General features: G+C 72.7%; 13 protein-coding genes. 11 read left to right on the forward strand and 2 right to left on the reverse strand.

What is annotated here, in order from left to right:
- The first annotated feature begins 4 nt into the window (after nucleotides 1-4).
- A complete protein-coding gene (locus tag IE260_RS31315) occupies nucleotides 5-1,423 on the forward strand; it encodes an RsmB/NOP family class I SAM-dependent RNA methyltransferase (RefSeq protein WP_189878014.1) in 1,419 nt (472 codons plus the stop codon).
- On the opposite strand, the gene IE260_RS31320 is transcribed toward IE260_RS31315, so the two are convergent.
- Nucleotides 1,404-3,551, reverse strand: coding sequence for an MMPL family transporter (locus IE260_RS31320; RefSeq protein WP_189878016.1), 2,148 nt, complete (start codon nucleotides 3,549-3,551; stop codon nucleotides 1,404-1,406). The genes IE260_RS31315 and IE260_RS31320 overlap by 20 nt on opposite strands.
- Before the next feature lie 125 nt (nucleotides 3,552-3,676).
- Between IE260_RS31320 and rpe the strand changes: the two genes are divergently transcribed.
- The 10 genes from rpe (at nucleotide 3,677) to IE260_RS31370 (ending at nucleotide 14,438) form a co-directional block, all read left to right on the forward strand.
- A complete protein-coding gene (gene rpe / locus IE260_RS31325; RefSeq protein ID WP_189878018.1) occupies nucleotides 3,677-4,363 on the forward strand; it encodes a ribulose-phosphate 3-epimerase in 687 nt (228 codons plus the stop codon).
- Between the two features lie 78 nt (nucleotides 4,364-4,441).
- Nucleotides 4,442-5,485, forward strand: a complete 1,044-nt coding sequence (locus IE260_RS31330; protein WP_189878020.1) for a sugar-binding transcriptional regulator — start codon at nucleotides 4,442-4,444, stop codon at nucleotides 5,483-5,485.
- Nucleotides 5,486-5,525: 40 nt separating this feature from the next.
- On the forward strand, nucleotides 5,526-5,900 hold the full coding sequence (locus tag IE260_RS31335) for a guanyl-specific ribonuclease (protein WP_189878022.1): 375 nt from the start codon (nucleotides 5,526-5,528) through the stop codon (nucleotides 5,898-5,900).
- Nucleotides 5,897-6,250: a barstar family protein gene (locus IE260_RS31340; protein ID WP_189878024.1), complete on the forward strand. Its 354-nt coding sequence runs from the start codon at nucleotides 5,897-5,899 to the stop codon at nucleotides 6,248-6,250. The genes IE260_RS31335 and IE260_RS31340 overlap by 4 nt, the downstream gene beginning before the upstream one ends.
- 108 nt (nucleotides 6,251-6,358) lie before the next feature.
- On the forward strand, nucleotides 6,359-7,801 hold the full coding sequence (locus IE260_RS31345; protein ID WP_189878026.1) for a GuaB1 family IMP dehydrogenase-related protein: 1,443 nt from the start codon (nucleotides 6,359-6,361) through the stop codon (nucleotides 7,799-7,801).
- 424 nt (nucleotides 7,802-8,225) lie between these two features.
- On the forward strand, nucleotides 8,226-9,695 hold the full coding sequence (locus IE260_RS31350; RefSeq protein WP_189878028.1) for an amino acid permease: 1,470 nt from the start codon (nucleotides 8,226-8,228) through the stop codon (nucleotides 9,693-9,695).
- 10 nt (nucleotides 9,696-9,705) lie between these two features.
- Complete coding sequence (locus IE260_RS31355; protein WP_189878031.1) at nucleotides 9,706-10,158, forward strand: Lrp/AsnC family transcriptional regulator; 453 nt, start codon at nucleotides 9,706-9,708, stop codon at nucleotides 10,156-10,158.
- Between the two features lie 135 nt (nucleotides 10,159-10,293).
- Nucleotides 10,294-11,514: an MFS transporter gene (locus IE260_RS31360; protein ID WP_189878033.1), complete on the forward strand. Its 1,221-nt coding sequence runs from the start codon at nucleotides 10,294-10,296 to the stop codon at nucleotides 11,512-11,514.
- A 383-nt stretch (nucleotides 11,515-11,897) separates the two neighbouring features.
- A complete protein-coding gene (locus tag IE260_RS31365; RefSeq protein ID WP_189878035.1) occupies nucleotides 11,898-12,686 on the forward strand; it encodes a carbon-nitrogen hydrolase family protein in 789 nt (262 codons plus the stop codon).
- A gap of 54 nt (nucleotides 12,687-12,740) precedes the next feature.
- Complete coding sequence (locus tag IE260_RS31370; protein WP_189878037.1) at nucleotides 12,741-14,438, forward strand: flavin monoamine oxidase family protein; 1,698 nt, start codon at nucleotides 12,741-12,743, stop codon at nucleotides 14,436-14,438.
- Here IE260_RS31370 and IE260_RS31375 read toward each other — a convergent pair.
- A complete protein-coding gene (locus IE260_RS31375; protein ID WP_189878039.1) occupies nucleotides 14,435-15,361 on the reverse strand; it encodes a TIGR03619 family F420-dependent LLM class oxidoreductase in 927 nt (308 codons plus the stop codon). The genes IE260_RS31370 and IE260_RS31375 overlap by 4 nt on opposite strands.
- Nucleotides 15,362-15,418 lie beyond the last annotated feature (57 nt).

The raw sequence follows: 15,418 nt of genomic DNA on the forward strand, positions 1-15,418 counted from the left end.
TTTCGTGAGCGAGCAGCCTCGTCGTCCCCGCAGACCCGGCAAGCCCTACCGCCGGCCCAAGAAGGACCCCGTCCGCGTCCTCGCCTTCGAGGCGCTCAGGGCCGTGGACGAGCGGGACGCGTACGCGAACCTCGTCCTGCCCCCACTGCTGCGCAAGGCGCGGGAGAGCGGTGACTTCGACGCCCGGGACGCGGCGCTGGCGACCGAGCTGGTGTACGGGACGCTGCGGCGGCAGGGGACGTACGACGCGGTCATCGCCGCCTGCGTCGACCGGCCGTTGCGAGAGGTCGATCCGCCGGTGCTGGACGTGCTCAGCCTCGGCGTGCACCAGCTGCTCGGGACACGGATCCCGAGCCACGCCGCCGTGTCCGCCTCCGTGGAGCTGGCCCGGGTGGTGCTCGGCGACGGACGGGCCAAGTTCGTCAACGCCGTGCTCCGCAAGGTCGCGCAGGACGACCTCGACGGGTGGCTGGAGCGGGTCGCCCCGCCCTACGACGAGGACCCCGAGGACCACCTCGCCGTCGTGCACTCGCATCCGCGCTGGGTCGTCTCGGCGCTGTGGGACTCGCTCGGCGGCGGCCGCGCCGGCATCGAGGAGCTGCTGGCCGCCGACAACGAGCGGCCGGAGGTCACGCTGGTCGCGCGGCCCGGCCGGGCCACCAGCGACGAGCTGCTCGGCGAGGAGGCCGCCGTGCCGGGACGCTGGTCGCCCTACGCCGTGCGGCTGACCGAGGGCGGTGAGCCCGGTGCCGTCACCGCCGTGCGCGAGGGCCGCGCCGGGGTGCAGGACGAGGGCAGCCAGCTGGTCGCGCTGGCCCTGGCCAACGCGCCCCTGGACGGGCCGGACCGGCGCTGGCTGGACGGGTGTGCCGGGCCCGGCGGCAAGGCCGCGCTGCTCGGTGCCCTGGCCGCCGAGCGGGGTGCCTTCCTGCTGGCCTCCGAGAAGCAGCCGCACCGGGCCGGGCTCGTGGCCAGGGCGCTGGACGGGAACCCCGGCCCGTACCAGGTCATCGCCGCCGACGGCACCCGGCCGCCTTGGCGGCCGGGCAGCTTCGACCGGGTGCTGGTCGATGTTCCGTGCACCGGGCTCGGCGCCCTGCGCCGCCGGCCCGAGGCGCGCTGGCGGCGCCGGCCCGAGGACCTGGACGGATTCGCGCCGCTCCAGCGCGGCCTGCTGAGCAGCGCCCTGGAGGCCGTACGGCCCGGCGGCGTCGTCGGCTACGCGACCTGCTCGCCGCACCTCGCCGAGACCCGGGCCGTCGTCGCCGACGTCCTCAAGCAGCACCCCCGCACCGAGCTGCTCGACGCCCGTCCGCTGCTGCCCGGCGTGCCGGACCTGGGCGAGGGGCCCGACGTCCAGCTGTGGCCGCACCTGCACGGGACCGACGCGATGTACCTGGCGCTCATTCGACGATCCGGCTGAGGACCTGCGGTGACGGTGCCGGCGCCGTCGGCCCACCGTCCTCCCGGGCCAGCCGGTGCGGCCACCACACCCGCGGGCCCACGTCGAGGAGCAGGGACGTGACCAGCACCGAGCGCACGACGAACGTGTCCAGGAGCACCCCCAGCGCCACCGCGAAGCCGATCTCGGCGAAGACCACCATGGGCAGGGTGCCGAGGACGGCGAACGTGCCGGCCAGCACCAGGCCCGCGGAGGTGATGACCGCGCCCGTGGCGGCGAGGCCGGTCACCACGCCCGGGCGGGTGCCCCGGCGGGCCGCCTCCTCGCGGATGCGGGTCGTCAGGAAGATGTTGTAGTCGATGCCCAGGGCCACGAGGAAGACGAAGACGAGGAGCGGGAAGTCGGTCGTCTCGCCCGCGTAGCCGAACCCATGGCGGAACACCAGCGCGCTGATGCCGAGCGCCGCCGCGAACGACAGGATCACCGTGCCGATCAGCAGCAGCGGCGCGAGCAGGGCACGCAGCAGCACGCACAGGATCAGCAGGACCACCAGCAGCACCAGCGGGATGACCAGCACGTTGTCACGCGCGGTCGCCTTGTCCATGTCGAGCAGGGACGCGGTCCCGCCGCCCACCGCGGCATCGGCGTCCGGCACCGCGTGCACGGCGTCCCGGACCCGCTCCACGGTCTGCTTCGCGGCCTCGCTGTCCGCCGGGGCGGTCATCACCGCCTCGAAGAGCACCTTGCCCTCGAAGGAGGGTCTGCTGTCCGGCGGCAGGCCCAGCGACTCGGCGACCACACCCGGCGTGGCCGCCACCGCGCGGCCGACCTGTTCGGCCTGCGCCAGGTTGCTGATGATCACCAGCGGATCGCCGCTGCCGGCCGGGAAGTACCGAGCGGAGACCTCCTGGCCGGCGATCGAGTCCGGCTCGCCGGTGAACGCGTCCGCGTTGCCGATGCCCTCCGCGCGGAGCTGGAACAGGCCCAGCGAACAGACCGCCAGCACGGCCGCCGTGACGACCCAGATCACGCGGGGACGGCGGGCGATGCGACGGCCTGTGCGCGCCCAGACGCCCCACTCGGTGGGGTCGGCCGCGCCGAAGCGCGGGATCACCGGCCAGAAGATCCACCGGCCGAAGATCACCAGCAGGGCGGGGAACAGAGTCGTCATCGCCAGCAGCGCGACCGCGACCCCGATGGCGGCGACCGGGCCGAGGCCGCTGGTGGAGTTCATCTCGGCCAGGAGCAGCACCAGCATGCCCAGGACGACCGTCGCACCCGAGGCGAGCACGGCCGGGCCCGCGCGGTGCAGCGCCAGAGCCATGGCCTCGTGCGGGTCCGCGTGGCGGCGCAGCTCCTCGCGGTACCGGGCGACCAGGAGCAGCGCGTAGTCCGTGCCCGCCCCGAAGACCAGGACGGTGAGGATGCCGGCGCTCTGGGCGTTGACCGTCAGACCCGCGTGCTCGGCCAGCAGATGGATCAGCGCCTGAGCGGTGAACAGCGCGCAGATGCCCGCGAGCAGCGGGACCACGAGCAGGGTGGGGCTGCGGTAGGTGATCAGCAGCATCACGACGACGACGGCCATCGCGGAGAACAGCAGTGTGGAGTCGATGCCCTCGAACGCCTCGGCGAAGTCCGCGGAGGTGCCGCCCGGGCCCGTGATGTGCACGGCGAGCCCGTCGCCTCCCTCGCCGACGTCGTCCCGGACGGAGTCGACGGCGGGCCCGATCCGCTCCCAGCCCCGGCCGTCCATCGTGATCGGCACGTAGACCTGGGCCGCACGCGGGTCGGCGGGCCGGTCGTACACCGGGCCCCGGGTCTGGGCACCGATGACGCCGTCGTCGCGCAGCTCCTTGAGCTGCCGCACGTCCTGTGCGATACGGGCCCGGTCCTCGTCCGTCAGCCCGCTCTCGCGCGCGTACACGACGACGGCAGGGACCTGCTCGGGCCGGAAGTCCTTGGAGATGTCCATGACCCGGGTGGACTCCGCGGAGGCCGGCAGCCAGGAGGCCGCGTCGTTGTCCTGGGCGTCGTTGAGCTTCTGCGCGAAGGGCGCCGCCACTAACAGCACCAGCAACCACAGGGCGAGCACCAGCCACTTCGACCGCCGCCCGCACACCAGGTGTCCCACGCCTCGGTGGTCCCTCACGGCCGCCCCTCCCGGGGCCCGTGGAGCGCCCCCTCAGGCACGGACGGAACCGTCCGAACATCCGATGAACGTCCTGGGCCCGGACCGGCGCGACCCTTCGCGTCCCGGCATGGCAGTCTTGGGTCATGGCCGCGCAGATCAACCCCAGCATCCTGTCCGCCGACTTCGCCCGCCTCGCGGACGAGGCGCGGGCCGTCCGGGGAGCCGACTGGCTCCACGTCGACGTCATGGACAACCATTTCGTCCCGAACCTCACCCTCGGCGTGCCGGTCGTGGAGTCCCTGGCCCGGGCGACGGACATCCCGCTGGACTGCCACCTGATGATCGAGGCCCCCGATCGGTGGGCGCCCCAGTACGTGGAGGCGGGGGCCGGTTCCGTCACCTTTCATGTCGAGGCGGCCGCCGCTCCCGTGAGGCTCGCCCGGGAGATCCGGGCCAAGGGTGCCCGTGCCTCCATGGCGCTGAAGCCCGCGACGCCGATCGAGCCGTACGAGGACCTGCTCCCCGAGCTCGACATGCTGCTGATCATGACGGTCGAGCCGGGCTTCGGGGGGCAGGCCTTCCTGGACATCATGCTCCCCAAGATCCGCCGCACCCGCGAGTTGATCAGCAAGCACGGTCTGGAGCTGTGGCTCCAGGTCGACGGGGGTGTGTCGGACTCCACCATCGAACAGTGCGCCGACGCGGGCGCCGACGTCTTCGTCGCGGGTTCGGCCGTGTACGGGGCGTCCGACCCTGCCGAGGCCGTACGTGCACTGCGCACCCGTGCCGAGGCGGCGACCGCCAAGGCGTCCTGGGCGTGCGACCACTGAACCACGAGAACGTGAACGGCTCCCATCAGGGCTGATCAAAAGCGCCGGATCTGCAAGGATGAACGGCGAATCCAGAGTGTGAACAGCAGTGAGGAGATCGCCGTGTCGGGTATGTCGGCGGGCCGGTCAGCCATGCGGATGGGACCCGCTGAGCTGGTCCAGGCGGCGGCCATGGCCCGCCGCTTCTACCTCGAGGGCAAGTCCAAGATCCAGATCGCGGAGGAGTTCGGCGTCAGCCGCTTCAAGGTGGCCCGGGTCCTGGAGACCGCCCTCGAACGGGACCTCGTACGAATCGAGATCAGGGTGCCGGCCGAGCTGGACGCCGAGCGCTCGGACGCGCTGCGCGCCCGCTACGGCCTCAGGCACGCGGTCGTGGTGGAGTCCCCGGCCGACGCCGAGGAGACGCCCGATCCCGAGAACCTGGGGGAAGTGGCCGCCGACCTGCTCGGCGAGCTGGTCAACGAGGGGGACGTGCTGGGGCTGGCCTGGGGCCGGTCCACCATCCACATGGCGGCGGCGCTGGACCGGCTGCCGCCGTGCACGGTGGTGCAGCTGACGGGCGTGTACGACGCCGGGACCGCCGAGCGCGGCTCGGTGGAGGCCGTGCGCCGTGCGGCCCAGGTGTCGGGCGGCGACGCGCACCCCATCTACGCGCCGATGCTGCTGCCCGACGCGGCCACCGCGACGGCGCTGCGCCACCAGACGGGTATCGCGCGGGCCTTCGAGTACTTCGACAAGGTCACGGTCGCCTGCGTCTCCATCGGTTCCTGGGAGCCGGGCATCTCGACGGTGCACGACATGCTCAGCGACGAGGAGCGGGCGCACTACGCCTCGCTCGGCGTCGCCGCCGAGATGTCCGCGCACCTCTTCGACGCCGAGGGGCGCCGGGTCGGCCGGGACCTGGGGGAGCGGTGCATCACGGTCAAGGCGGACCAGCTCCGCCGTATCCCGGAGGTCGTGGCGATCGCGGGCGGACAGCGCAAGGCTGCGGCCATCGACGCGGTGCTGCGGTCCGGACTGGTCACCAGCCTGGTGACGGACACGTCCGCCGCGGACTACCTGATGACGGCCGGGCCGACGCCCAGGCCGGCGCTCAACCGGGCGGATCCGGACGGGGCCTGACCAGAGGTGACGGGGGGAGGGCCGTGGCAGCATCGGCGGCATGGTGCTGCGGTTCGTCCTCCGGGGGCTCGTCGGCGTTCTCGTCCTGCTCACAGCCTGCTCGACGACACAAGCCCCGGCCCCCGAGCGGTCGGCCGGCATGGCCACCGTCCGGGAGTCCGAGCTGCCCGCCGAGGCCCGCGAGACTCTGCGGCTCATCGACGCGGGCGGGCCCTTCCCGTACGAGCGGGACGGTGCCGTCTTCGGCAACTTCGAGGGCCTGCTGCCGCGCCACGAGCGCGGCTACTACCACGAGTACACGGTCGGGACGCCCGGCTCTCGCGACCGCGGGGCCCGGCGGATCGTGACCGGCCGGCACGGCGAGACCTACTACACCGACGATCACTACGACTCCTTCAGGGCGGTGCTGAGATGACGGAAGACCCGGCGGGACGGATCGTGATCACGCTGGATCTCGACGGCGTCACCGACAAGGCGGGCCTGATGGACCGCTGCGCCCGTGCCCTGGGGCTGCCCGAGTGGTTCGGCCGCAACTGGGACGCCCTCGCCGATTCGCTGTCCGACGACACCCTCTGGCCCGCGGGGGCCGTGGAGCGGGGGCTGCTGGTCGTCGTGCGGGGCTGGCGGGCGTACGCCGAGGCGCGGCCGGAGGAGTGGCAGGTCGCCGAGGAGGTGTTCGCCGAGGCGACCGACCGCGGCGCGGGCCTCTTCGTGACCCTGGGTCCTGGAGGTTCCTCCAAACAGGGTCCTGACCAGCCTGGATGATCTGCCCGGGGCGGATGGGCCGCCTGACATGGGAGAATGAAGTACGTGCTCTTTCCCCCTGGCTGACCTGTCCGGGGGCCACCTCTGAACCACTGGGATGTGCAGCACGTGCGTTTCCTCAATGACATCCAGCCCTCGTACGACCTGACGTACGACGACGTCTTCATGGTGCCGAGCCGCTCCGCCGTGGGCTCCCGGCAGGGCGTGGACCTCAGCTCCCCGGACGGCACGGGCACGACCATCCCGCTCGTCGTCGCCAACATGACCGCCATCGCCGGTCGCCGCATGGCCGAGACGGTGGCCCGTCGTGGCGGCCTCGTGGTCATCCCGCAGGACATCCCGATCGAGGTCGTCACCGAGGTCGTCTCCTGGGTGAAGGGCCGCCACCACGTCCTGGACACCCCGATCGTGCTGGCCCCGCACCAGACCGTCGCCGACGCCCTGGCCCTGCTGCCCAAGCGGGCGCACAACGCCGGTGTCGTCGTCGACGAGAACCACAAGCCGATCGGCGTGGTCACCGACACCGACCTCACCGGCGTGGACCGCTTCACCCAGCTCGAAGTGGTCATGTCCAAGGACCTGCTGCTGATCGACGCGGACATGGACCCGCGCGAGGCGTTCAACACCCTCGACGCCGCCAACCGCCGCTACGCCCCCGCCGTCGACGGGGACGGCAGGCTCGCCGGCATCCTCACCCGCAAGGGCGCCCTGCGCGCCACCCTGTACACGCCGGCCACCGACGCGCAGGGCCGGCTGCGCATCGCCGCCGCGGTCGGGATCAACGGCGACGTGGCGGGCAAGGCCCAGGCGCTGCTGGACGCGGGCGTGGACACGCTCGTCATCGACACCGCGCACGGCCACCAGGAGTCGATGATCAGCGCCATCAAGCTGGTGCGCGACCTCGACCCGCAGGTCCCGATCGTCGCGGGCAACATCGTCTCCGCCGAGGGCGTGCGCGATCTGATCGAGGCGGGCGCGGACATCGTCAAGGTCGGCGTCGGCCCCGGCGCCATGTGCACCACGCGCATGATGACCGGTGTCGGCCGGCCGCAGTTCTCCGCCGTCCTGGAGTGCGCGGCCGAGGCGAAGAAGTACGGCAAGCACGTGTGGGCCGACGGCGGCATCCGCCACCCCCGCGACGTGGCGATGGCACTCGCGGCCGGCGCGTCCAACGTGATGGTCGGCTCCTGGTTCGCGGGGACGTACGAGTCCCCGGGCGACCTCCAGCACGACGCGGACGGCCGCGCCTACAAGGAGTCGTTCGGCATGGCCTCCGCCCGCGCGGTGCGCAACCGCACCTCGGAGGAGTCGGCGTACGACCGGGCCCGCAAGGCGCTGTTCGAGGAGGGCATCTCCACCTCCCGGATGTTCCTCGACCCGGCCCGCCCCGGCGTCGAGGACCTGATCGACTCGATCATCGCCGGCGTCCGTTCCTCCTGCACCTACGCCGGTGCCGCCTCCCTGGAGGAGTTCGCCGAGAAGGCCATCGTCGGCATCCAGAGCGCGGCCGGGTACGCCGAGGGCAAGCCGCTGCACGCCAGCTGGAGCTGAGCGGCACCCGTCCCGAACGGCCCCCGTCCCTCCCGTCACCGGGAGGAGCGGGGGCCGTCGCCGTGACCGGCCGTCCCCCGCGGGATCGCGGCACGGAAGATCACCCGCGGGCACGGGCGGGCGTCGGCCGGGCGCTGACCAGGGCCGATCCACCGCACCACGACCGTCCGGCGCAACGCTCGACAGCCCCCGCGCAACGAACACACGTCCTGACCCGGGGAACGCAACGATCGTGCGGAGACGCGCAAGGTTGCTGCATTACCGGGGGCAACGCCCCGCTCATAGGGTTCTGCGCTGTACGTGGCGTGGCGGGGACCCCGCTCGGTGGGTGCCCGCTTCCGCGAGCGCCGCCGGTCCCCGCCGCTTCAGCAAGCCCGCCGCAAGCCCGCCCGCTTGAGACCGGCAGCGACAAAGGAGTCAACGCGTGCTCGACCAAGGCGCACCCCCGCACCACGACGCATCGGCGGCCCCGCCGTCCCCGGGCCCGGCCGCGCGCCTCATGCGCCGCAAGCCGGTGGAACGCCTGGTCGCCGAGGGCGGCCAGGGCGAGGGAGGCAGCCTGCGCCGCTCCCTCGGCCTGTGGCAGCTGACGATGATCAGCATCGGCGCCACGCTCGGCACCGGCATCTTCGTGGTCCTCGGCGAGGCCGTCCCCAAGGCCGGACCCGCGGTCACCCTCTCCTTCGTCATCGCCGGCCTCACGGCGCTGTTCTCGGCCCTGTCCTACGCGGAACTGGCGGGCAGCATCCCGGTCGCCGGGTCCTCGTACTCGTACGCGTACGCGACGATGGGCGAGCTGGTCGCCTGGGTCTGCGGCTGGTGTCTGGTCCTGGAGTACGGCGTGTCGGTCGCCGCCGTCGCCGTCGGCTGGGGCGAGTACCTCAACGAGCTCCTCGACGGCACCGTCGGCGTCACCATCCCGGCCGCTCTGTCGGCCCCGCCCGGCGACGGCGGCATCTTCAACCTGCCCGCGCTGATCGTGGTCCTGCTCGCCATGGCGTTCCTGCTCGGCGGCGCCCGCGAGTCCGCCCGCGCCAACACCGTCATGGTCGTCGTCAAGATCGCCGCGCTGGTGCTGTTCTGCGCCATCGGCGTCCAGGGCTTCCGCTCCGGCAACTACGAGAACTTCATGCCGCTCGGCATGGCCGGCGTCAGCGCCGCCGGGGCCACGCTGTTCTTCTCGTACATCGGCTTCGACGCCGCCTCCACCGCCGGTGAGGAGGCGAAGAACGCCCAGCGCGACCTGCCGCGCGCGATCATGCTGTCCCTCGTCATCGTCACCGCGCTGTACGTCCTCGTCGCGGCCGTCGCCGTCGGCGCCCGGCCCTGGCGGACCTTCACCGACTCCGAGGCGTCCCTCGCCCAGATCATGAGCGACGTCACCGGGCAGGACTTCTGGGGCACGCTGCTGGCGTTCTGCGCGGTCATCGCCATCGCCAGCGTCGTCCTGACCGTGCTCTACGGCCAGACCCGCGTGCTGTTCGCGATGTCCCGGGACGGCCTCGTGCCCAAGGTGTTCTCCAAGGTCCACCCGAAGACCGGCGCCCCCCGCGCCAACACCCTGATCGTGTCCCTGTTCTGCGGCGTCCTCGCCGCCGCGATCCCGCTCGGGCAGCTCGCGGACGCCACCAGCATCGGCACGCTCTTCGCCTTCGCGCTGGTCAACGTGGCCGTCGTGGTGCTGCGCCGGACCCGTCCGGACATGCCCCGCACCTTCCGGGTGCCGCTGTCGCCGGTGCTGCCGGCCCTGGGCTTCGGCTTCTGCGTGTGGATGATGGGCAGCCTGTCGACCGTCACCTGGGTGGTCTTCGGTGTCTGGATGGCGGTCGGGCTCGTGTTCTACTTCGTATACGGCTACCGCCGCTCCCGACTGGCCACATCAGAAGCGAAGTGAACGACCCGCAGTGCTGAACGATCTCGACGAACGCATCGTGCACGCCCTCGCCGAGGACGCCCGCCGCTCCTACGCGGACATCGGGCAACTGGTCGGCCTGTCCGCGCCCGCCGTGAAGCGGCGCGTGGACCGGCTGCGCGCCACCGGAGCCATCACCGGCTTCACCGTGCGCGTCGACCCGGCCGCGCTCGGCTGGGAGACCGAGGGGTTCGTCGAGATCCACTGCCGCCGCAACACCTCGCCGGAGACCATCCAGCGGGGCCTGGAGCGCTACCAGGAGGTCGTGGCCGCGTCCACCGTCACCGGGGACGCGGACGCGATCGCCCAGGTCTTCGCCTCCGACATGCGGCACTTCGAACGGGTCCTGGAGCGGATCGCCGGGGAGCCGTTCGTGGAGCGGACCAAGTCCGTGCTGGTGCTGTCGCCGCTGCTGCGGCGCTTCTCGTCGGGGTCGCCCACCTGATTCCCCCGCGGGGGGCCGCCGGCCCGCCTATCATCGGGCCATGACCTGGCGACATTGATCCACCAGCCGCGCCTCCCGAGGACCGCCTCGGACGCCGTACCTCCGGTGTCCGAACCGCTCCCTCGGGAAGGCCTCATGACTCTCACACCCCCGCGTGCGCCGACCGCCGGATACCGGCGGCTGACGACCACGCTGTACGGCTACTCGTTCCTCGACGAGTTCGTCCTGCTCTACCCGGTGTACGCGCTGCTGTTCAGCGACACCGGTCTGTCCGTCTGGCAGGTGTCCTCCCTCTTCGCCCTCTGGTCGGTCACCGGTGTGCTGCTGGAGGTCCCCTCCGGCGCCTGGGCCGACGCCGTCTCCCGCCGACGGCTGCTGTGGCTCGGCCCGCTGCTCACCGCCGCGGGGTTCGCCCTGTGGGTGCTCGTCCCCTCGTACGGCGCCTTCGCGCTCGGTTTCGTGCTGTGGGGAGCCGGGGGAGCGCTCGGCTCGGGAGCGCTGGAGGCGCTGGTCCACGACGAGTTGGACCGGCTCGGTGCCACCGACCGGTACGCCCGTGTCATGGGCCGGGCCCGCTCGGCGGGGCTGGTCGCCGTGATGGCCGCGATGGGGCTCGCCGGGCCGGTCTTCGCCTGGGGCGGGTACGCCGCCGTGGGCGCGGCGAGCGTCCTGGTCTGCCTGCTCGCGGCGGCGACGGCGACCCGCTTCCCGGAACACCGGAAGCCGTCCGCCGACGGCGCCCGCTGGGCCACCACCCTGCGGGCCGGGCTGGCCGAGGCCCGCGCCGACCGCTCCGTGCGCGGCGCGCTGCTGCTCGTCCCGGCCGTGACCGCCGTGTGGGGAGCGCTCGACGAGTACACGCCGCTGCTGGTGCGCGACACCGGTGTGGCCGATCGGACCGTGCCGTGGCTGCTTCTGGTGATCTGGGCCGGCGCCACCGCCGGCGGACTGCTGGCCGGCGTCGGCGAACGCCTGGGAACGGCCGGGCTCGCCGGTCTGCTCACGGGCGCGGCGCTCGCCCTGGCCACGGGCGCCGCCGCGGGCACACCGGCAGCCCTCGTGCTGGTCGCCGTCGCCTTCGGCGGGTTCCAGCTCGCGAGCGTGCTCGCCGACGCCCGGCTCCAGCAGCGCATCGACACCACCGGCCGGGCCACCCTCACCTCGGTGGCGGGCCTCGGCACCGAGCTGGCCACGGTCGCCGTCTACGGCGCCTACGCGGCGGTCGGCACGTCGACCGGACACGGCACCGCCTTCGCGTGGTTCGCGGTGCCGTACCTGCTGACGGCCGCGCTGCTGACGGCACGGGCGGCCCGAGCCCGTCCGGCGGAGCAGTCGCAGCAGAGCGGCGGCAGTTGACCGGCGCCGGGAAACCGGGCCCGGCGCGGCCGGCCGCAAGCCGGAGGTGTTGACAACAGCCGCTGCGCGGCGGGCGGTGCGAGGGGGTCCCGGCGCCGAGGAGGGCATGCCGGACCCCCGCGTGCCGCGTGGTCCGCCGGACGTGCCCCGGGGCCGCGGCCGCCGGGGCACGAGCGTGAACCGAGGCGGTCCCGACGGCCGAGGCAGCGGACCGGACGGGGAGGACGGACGCCCGACCGGGGCCGCGCAACGAATCGCCGGGAGGCGCCCGACGGACGCAACGATCCGCTCACCGGCGCGCAACGGCTCCTCCTTGTCCGGCCGAGACCGCCGACCGTACCGTCTACCTGACCCCGAACCCCGCCCACCGGTGAGGAACACGCATGCGCACCGCCCTGCTCCAGAGCTCCGGCCGCCCCGGCTCCACCGCCGAGAACCTCAAGGTCCTCGACGAGGCCGCGGGCCGGGCCGCCGCCGCGGGCGCCGGGCTGCTGGTCGCGCCGGAGATGTTCCTGACCGGGTACGCCATCGGCGACGACGTCGCCCGCCTGGCCGAGCCCGCCGACGGCGACGCGGCCGACGCGATCGGGGAGACGGCCACCCGGCACGGCCTCGCCATCGCCTACGGCTACCCCGAGCGGGCCGGCGGGACCGTCTTCAACTCCGCCCAGCTGATCTCCGCCGACGGCACGCGCCTGGCCAACTACCGCAAGACCCACCTCTTCGGCTGCTTCGAACGCGACCACTTCACGCCGGGCGAGCAGCCCGTCGTCCAGACCGAGCTGGGCGGTCTGACCGTCGGCCTGATGATCTGCTACGACGTCGAGTTCCCGGAGAACGTCCGCGCCCACGCCCTGGCCGGCACCGACCTTCTCCTGGTGCCGACCGCGCAGATGCACCCGTTCCAGTTCGTCGCCGAGTCGGTCGTGCCGGTACGGGCCTTCGAGAACCAGATGTACGTGGCGTACGTCAACCGGGTCGGCCAGGAGGGCGAGTTCGAGTTCGTCGGTCTCTCCACCCTCGCCGGACCCGACGGCATCGCCCGGACCCGGGCCGGGCGCGCGGAGCAGCTGGTGCTCGCCGACGCCGACCCGGCCTTCCTCGCCGCCTCCCGCGAGGCCAACCCGTACCTGAAGGACCGCCGCCCCGGCCTCTACGGGTCCCTCGTCTGAACCACCCCGCCAGTACCTCCCCCCTCAGCTTTTCGCGCAAGGAGTCCGTACCCCATGACGTCCACGGTGCCCAACGCCGTCGAGCACACAGACGAGCAGCAGCCGCCGATCACCATGTTCGGCCCGGACTTCCCGTACGCGTACGACGACTTCCTCGCCCACCCGGCGGGCCTGGGTCAGATACCCGCGACCGAGCACGGCACCGAGGTCGCGGTCATCGGCGGCGGTCTGTCCGGCATCGTGGCCGCCTACGAGCTGATGAAGATGGGCCTCAAGCCCGTCGTCTACGAGGCCGACCGGATCGGCGGCCGGCTGCGGACGGTCGGCTTCGACGGGTGCGACCCGTCGCTGACGGCCGAGATGGGCGCGATGCGCTTCCCGCCGTCCTCCACCGCCCTCCAGCACTACATCGACCTGGTCGGCCTGCAGACCCGACCCTTCCCGAACCCCCTCGCGGAGGCGACCCCCTCCACCGTCGTCGACCTCAAGGGCGAGTCGCACTACGCCGAGACGCTCGCCGACCTGCCCCAGGTCTACCGCGACGTGGCCGACGCCTGGGCCAGGTGCCTCGAAGAGGGCGCCGACTTCTCCGACATGAACCGCGCCCTGCGCGAGCGGGACGTGCCGCGCATCCGCGAGATCTGGGCGAAGCTCGTCGAGAAGCTCGACAACCAGACCTTCTACGGCTTCCTCTGCGACTCCGAGGCCTTCAAGTCCTTCCGGCACCGCGAGATCTTCGGCCAGGTCGGCTTCGGCACGGGCGGCTGGGACACCGACTTCCCCAACTCCATCCTGGAGATCCTGCGGGTCGTGTACACCGAGGCCGACGACCACCACCGAGGCATCGTCGGCGGCTCCCAGCAGCTGCCGCTGCGCCTGTGGGAGCGCGAGCCGGAGAAGATCGTCCACTGGCCGTACGGCACCTCGCTCGCGAGCCTGCACGAGGGCGGCGAGCCCCGCCCGGCCGTGACCCGCCTCAACCGCACCGCGGGCAACCACATCACCGTGACGGACGCGAACGGCGACATCCGCACCTACCGGGCCGCGATCTTCACCGCGCAGTCCTGGATGCTGCTGTCCAAGATCGCCTGCGACGACTCGCTGTTCCCGATCGACCACTGGACGGCCATCGAGCGGACCCACTACATGGAGAGCTCCAAGCTCTTCGTGCCCGTGGACCGGCCCTTCTGGCTGGACAAGGACGAGGAGACCGGCCGGGACGTCATGTCGATGACGCTCACCGACCGCATGACGCGCGGTACCTACCTGCTCGACGACGGTCCCGACAAGCCCGCCGTCATCTGCCTGTCCTACACCTGGTGCGACGACAGCCTGAAGTGGCTGCCGCTGTCCGCGAACGAGCGGATGGAGGTCATGCTGAAGTCGCTCGGCGAGATCTACCCGAAGGTCGACATCAGGAAGCACATCATCGGCAACCCGGTCACGGTCTCCTGGGAGAACGAGCCCTACTTCATGGGCGCGTTCAAGGCCAACCTGCCCGGGCACTACCGCTACCAGCGCCGCCTGTTCACCCACTTCATGCAGGACCGGCTGCCCGAGGACAAGCGGGGCATCTTCCTCGCCGGCGACGACATCTCCTGGACGGCGGGCTGGGCCGAGGGCGCCGTCCAGACCGCGCTGAACGCGGTGTGGGGCGTCATGCACCACTTCGGCGGGGCGACGGACCCCGGCAACCCGGGGCCCGGTGACGTGTACGACGACATCGCCCCCGTGGAACTGCCCGAGGACTAGATCCCGGCCGCCCGCGCCTTCTCGTACACCTCGGCGGCGACGTCCTTGAGTTCCTCGGCGTCCCGCGGGGTGCCCTGGAGGTCGATCAGGATCTCGTCGAGACCGACCTCGGCGTGGGCGGCGAGATCATCGACGATCTGGTCGACGCTGCCGTGGAAGGGGCCGCGCTCGCCGTCCACGGTCGCCGCCCGGTGGCGCGCGTTGACCCGCAGCACGGTCCGGATCGGCCGCGTACGGCCGCGCTCGGCGGCCAGCTCCCGCAGCGACCGCCACTGCCCGGCCACGGCCTCGGCGCCCATGCCCACCGGCAGCCAGCCGTCCGCGTGGTCGACCAGCCGGCGCCGGGCCGCGCCGCTGCCCGCCGCCAGCAGGACGGGGATGGGCCGGGCGGGCTTGGGGCCGACCACCGCGGACGCGATCTTCGTGAGGTGACCGTCGTACGTGACCGGGTCCGGGCCCCAGACCGCGCGGCACACCCCGATCAGCTCGTCCAGCGCCTGGCCCCGCTCGGCGAACGGCCGCACCGACGCCGCCGCGTACTCGTCGTGCGACCAGCCCGTGCCGAAGCCCGCGACCACCCGCCCGCCGCTCGCCGCGTCCAGCGACGCCAGCGTCCTGGCGAGCTGGAACGGCACGTGCAGCGGGGCGACCAGGACGCTCGTGCCCAGCTCCGCCCGTTCGGTGGCCGCGGCGGCCAGTGCCAGGGTGACCAGCGGCTCGGCCACGTTCCGGTACTCGTCCGGCCAGGGCAGGCCCTCGATGCCGTACAGCCCCTGGGTGGCCGGTTCGGGGAACAGGGCCCGCTCGAAGACCCACAGGCTGTCGTAGCCGATCCGCTCCGCTGCGCGGGCCACGTCGGGGACGTCCTTGCCGATGTCGTACTGACGCATCTGGGGGAGGCCGAGTCCGAGCCGGGTCGCCATACCTGGGTGCTCCTTCGCCGTCGCTGTGCCCGAGCGGCCAACGTACTGCGGTCACCG

It is taken from the genome of Streptomyces viridiviolaceus, from assembly GCF_014650995.1.
Classification (GTDB): Bacteria; Actinomycetota; Actinomycetes; order Streptomycetales; family Streptomycetaceae; genus Streptomyces; species Streptomyces viridiviolaceus.

Bases quoted from the DNA above. Each gene is read 5' to 3' on its own strand.
- rpe (WP_189878018.1), top strand. From the start codon at position 3,677: ATGGCCGCGCAGATCAACCCCAGCATCCTGTCCGCCGACTTCGCCCGC.
- IE260_RS31335 (WP_189878022.1), top strand. From the start codon at position 5,526: ATGGTGCTGCGGTTCGTCCTCCGGGGGCTCGTCGGCGTTCTCGTCCTG.
- IE260_RS31340 (WP_189878024.1), top strand. From the start codon at position 5,897: ATGACGGAAGACCCGGCGGGACGGATCGTGATCACGCTGGATCTCGAC.
- IE260_RS31360 (WP_189878033.1), top strand. From the start codon at position 10,294: ATGACTCTCACACCCCCGCGTGCGCCGACCGCCGGATACCGGCGGCTG.
- IE260_RS31365 (WP_189878035.1), top strand. From the start codon at position 11,898: ATGCGCACCGCCCTGCTCCAGAGCTCCGGCCGCCCCGGCTCCACCGCC.
- IE260_RS31370 (WP_189878037.1), top strand. From the start codon at position 12,741: ATGACGTCCACGGTGCCCAACGCCGTCGAGCACACAGACGAGCAGCAG.
- IE260_RS31375 (WP_189878039.1), bottom strand. From the start codon at position 15,361: ATGGCGACCCGGCTCGGACTCGGCCTCCCCCAGATGCGTCAGTACGAC.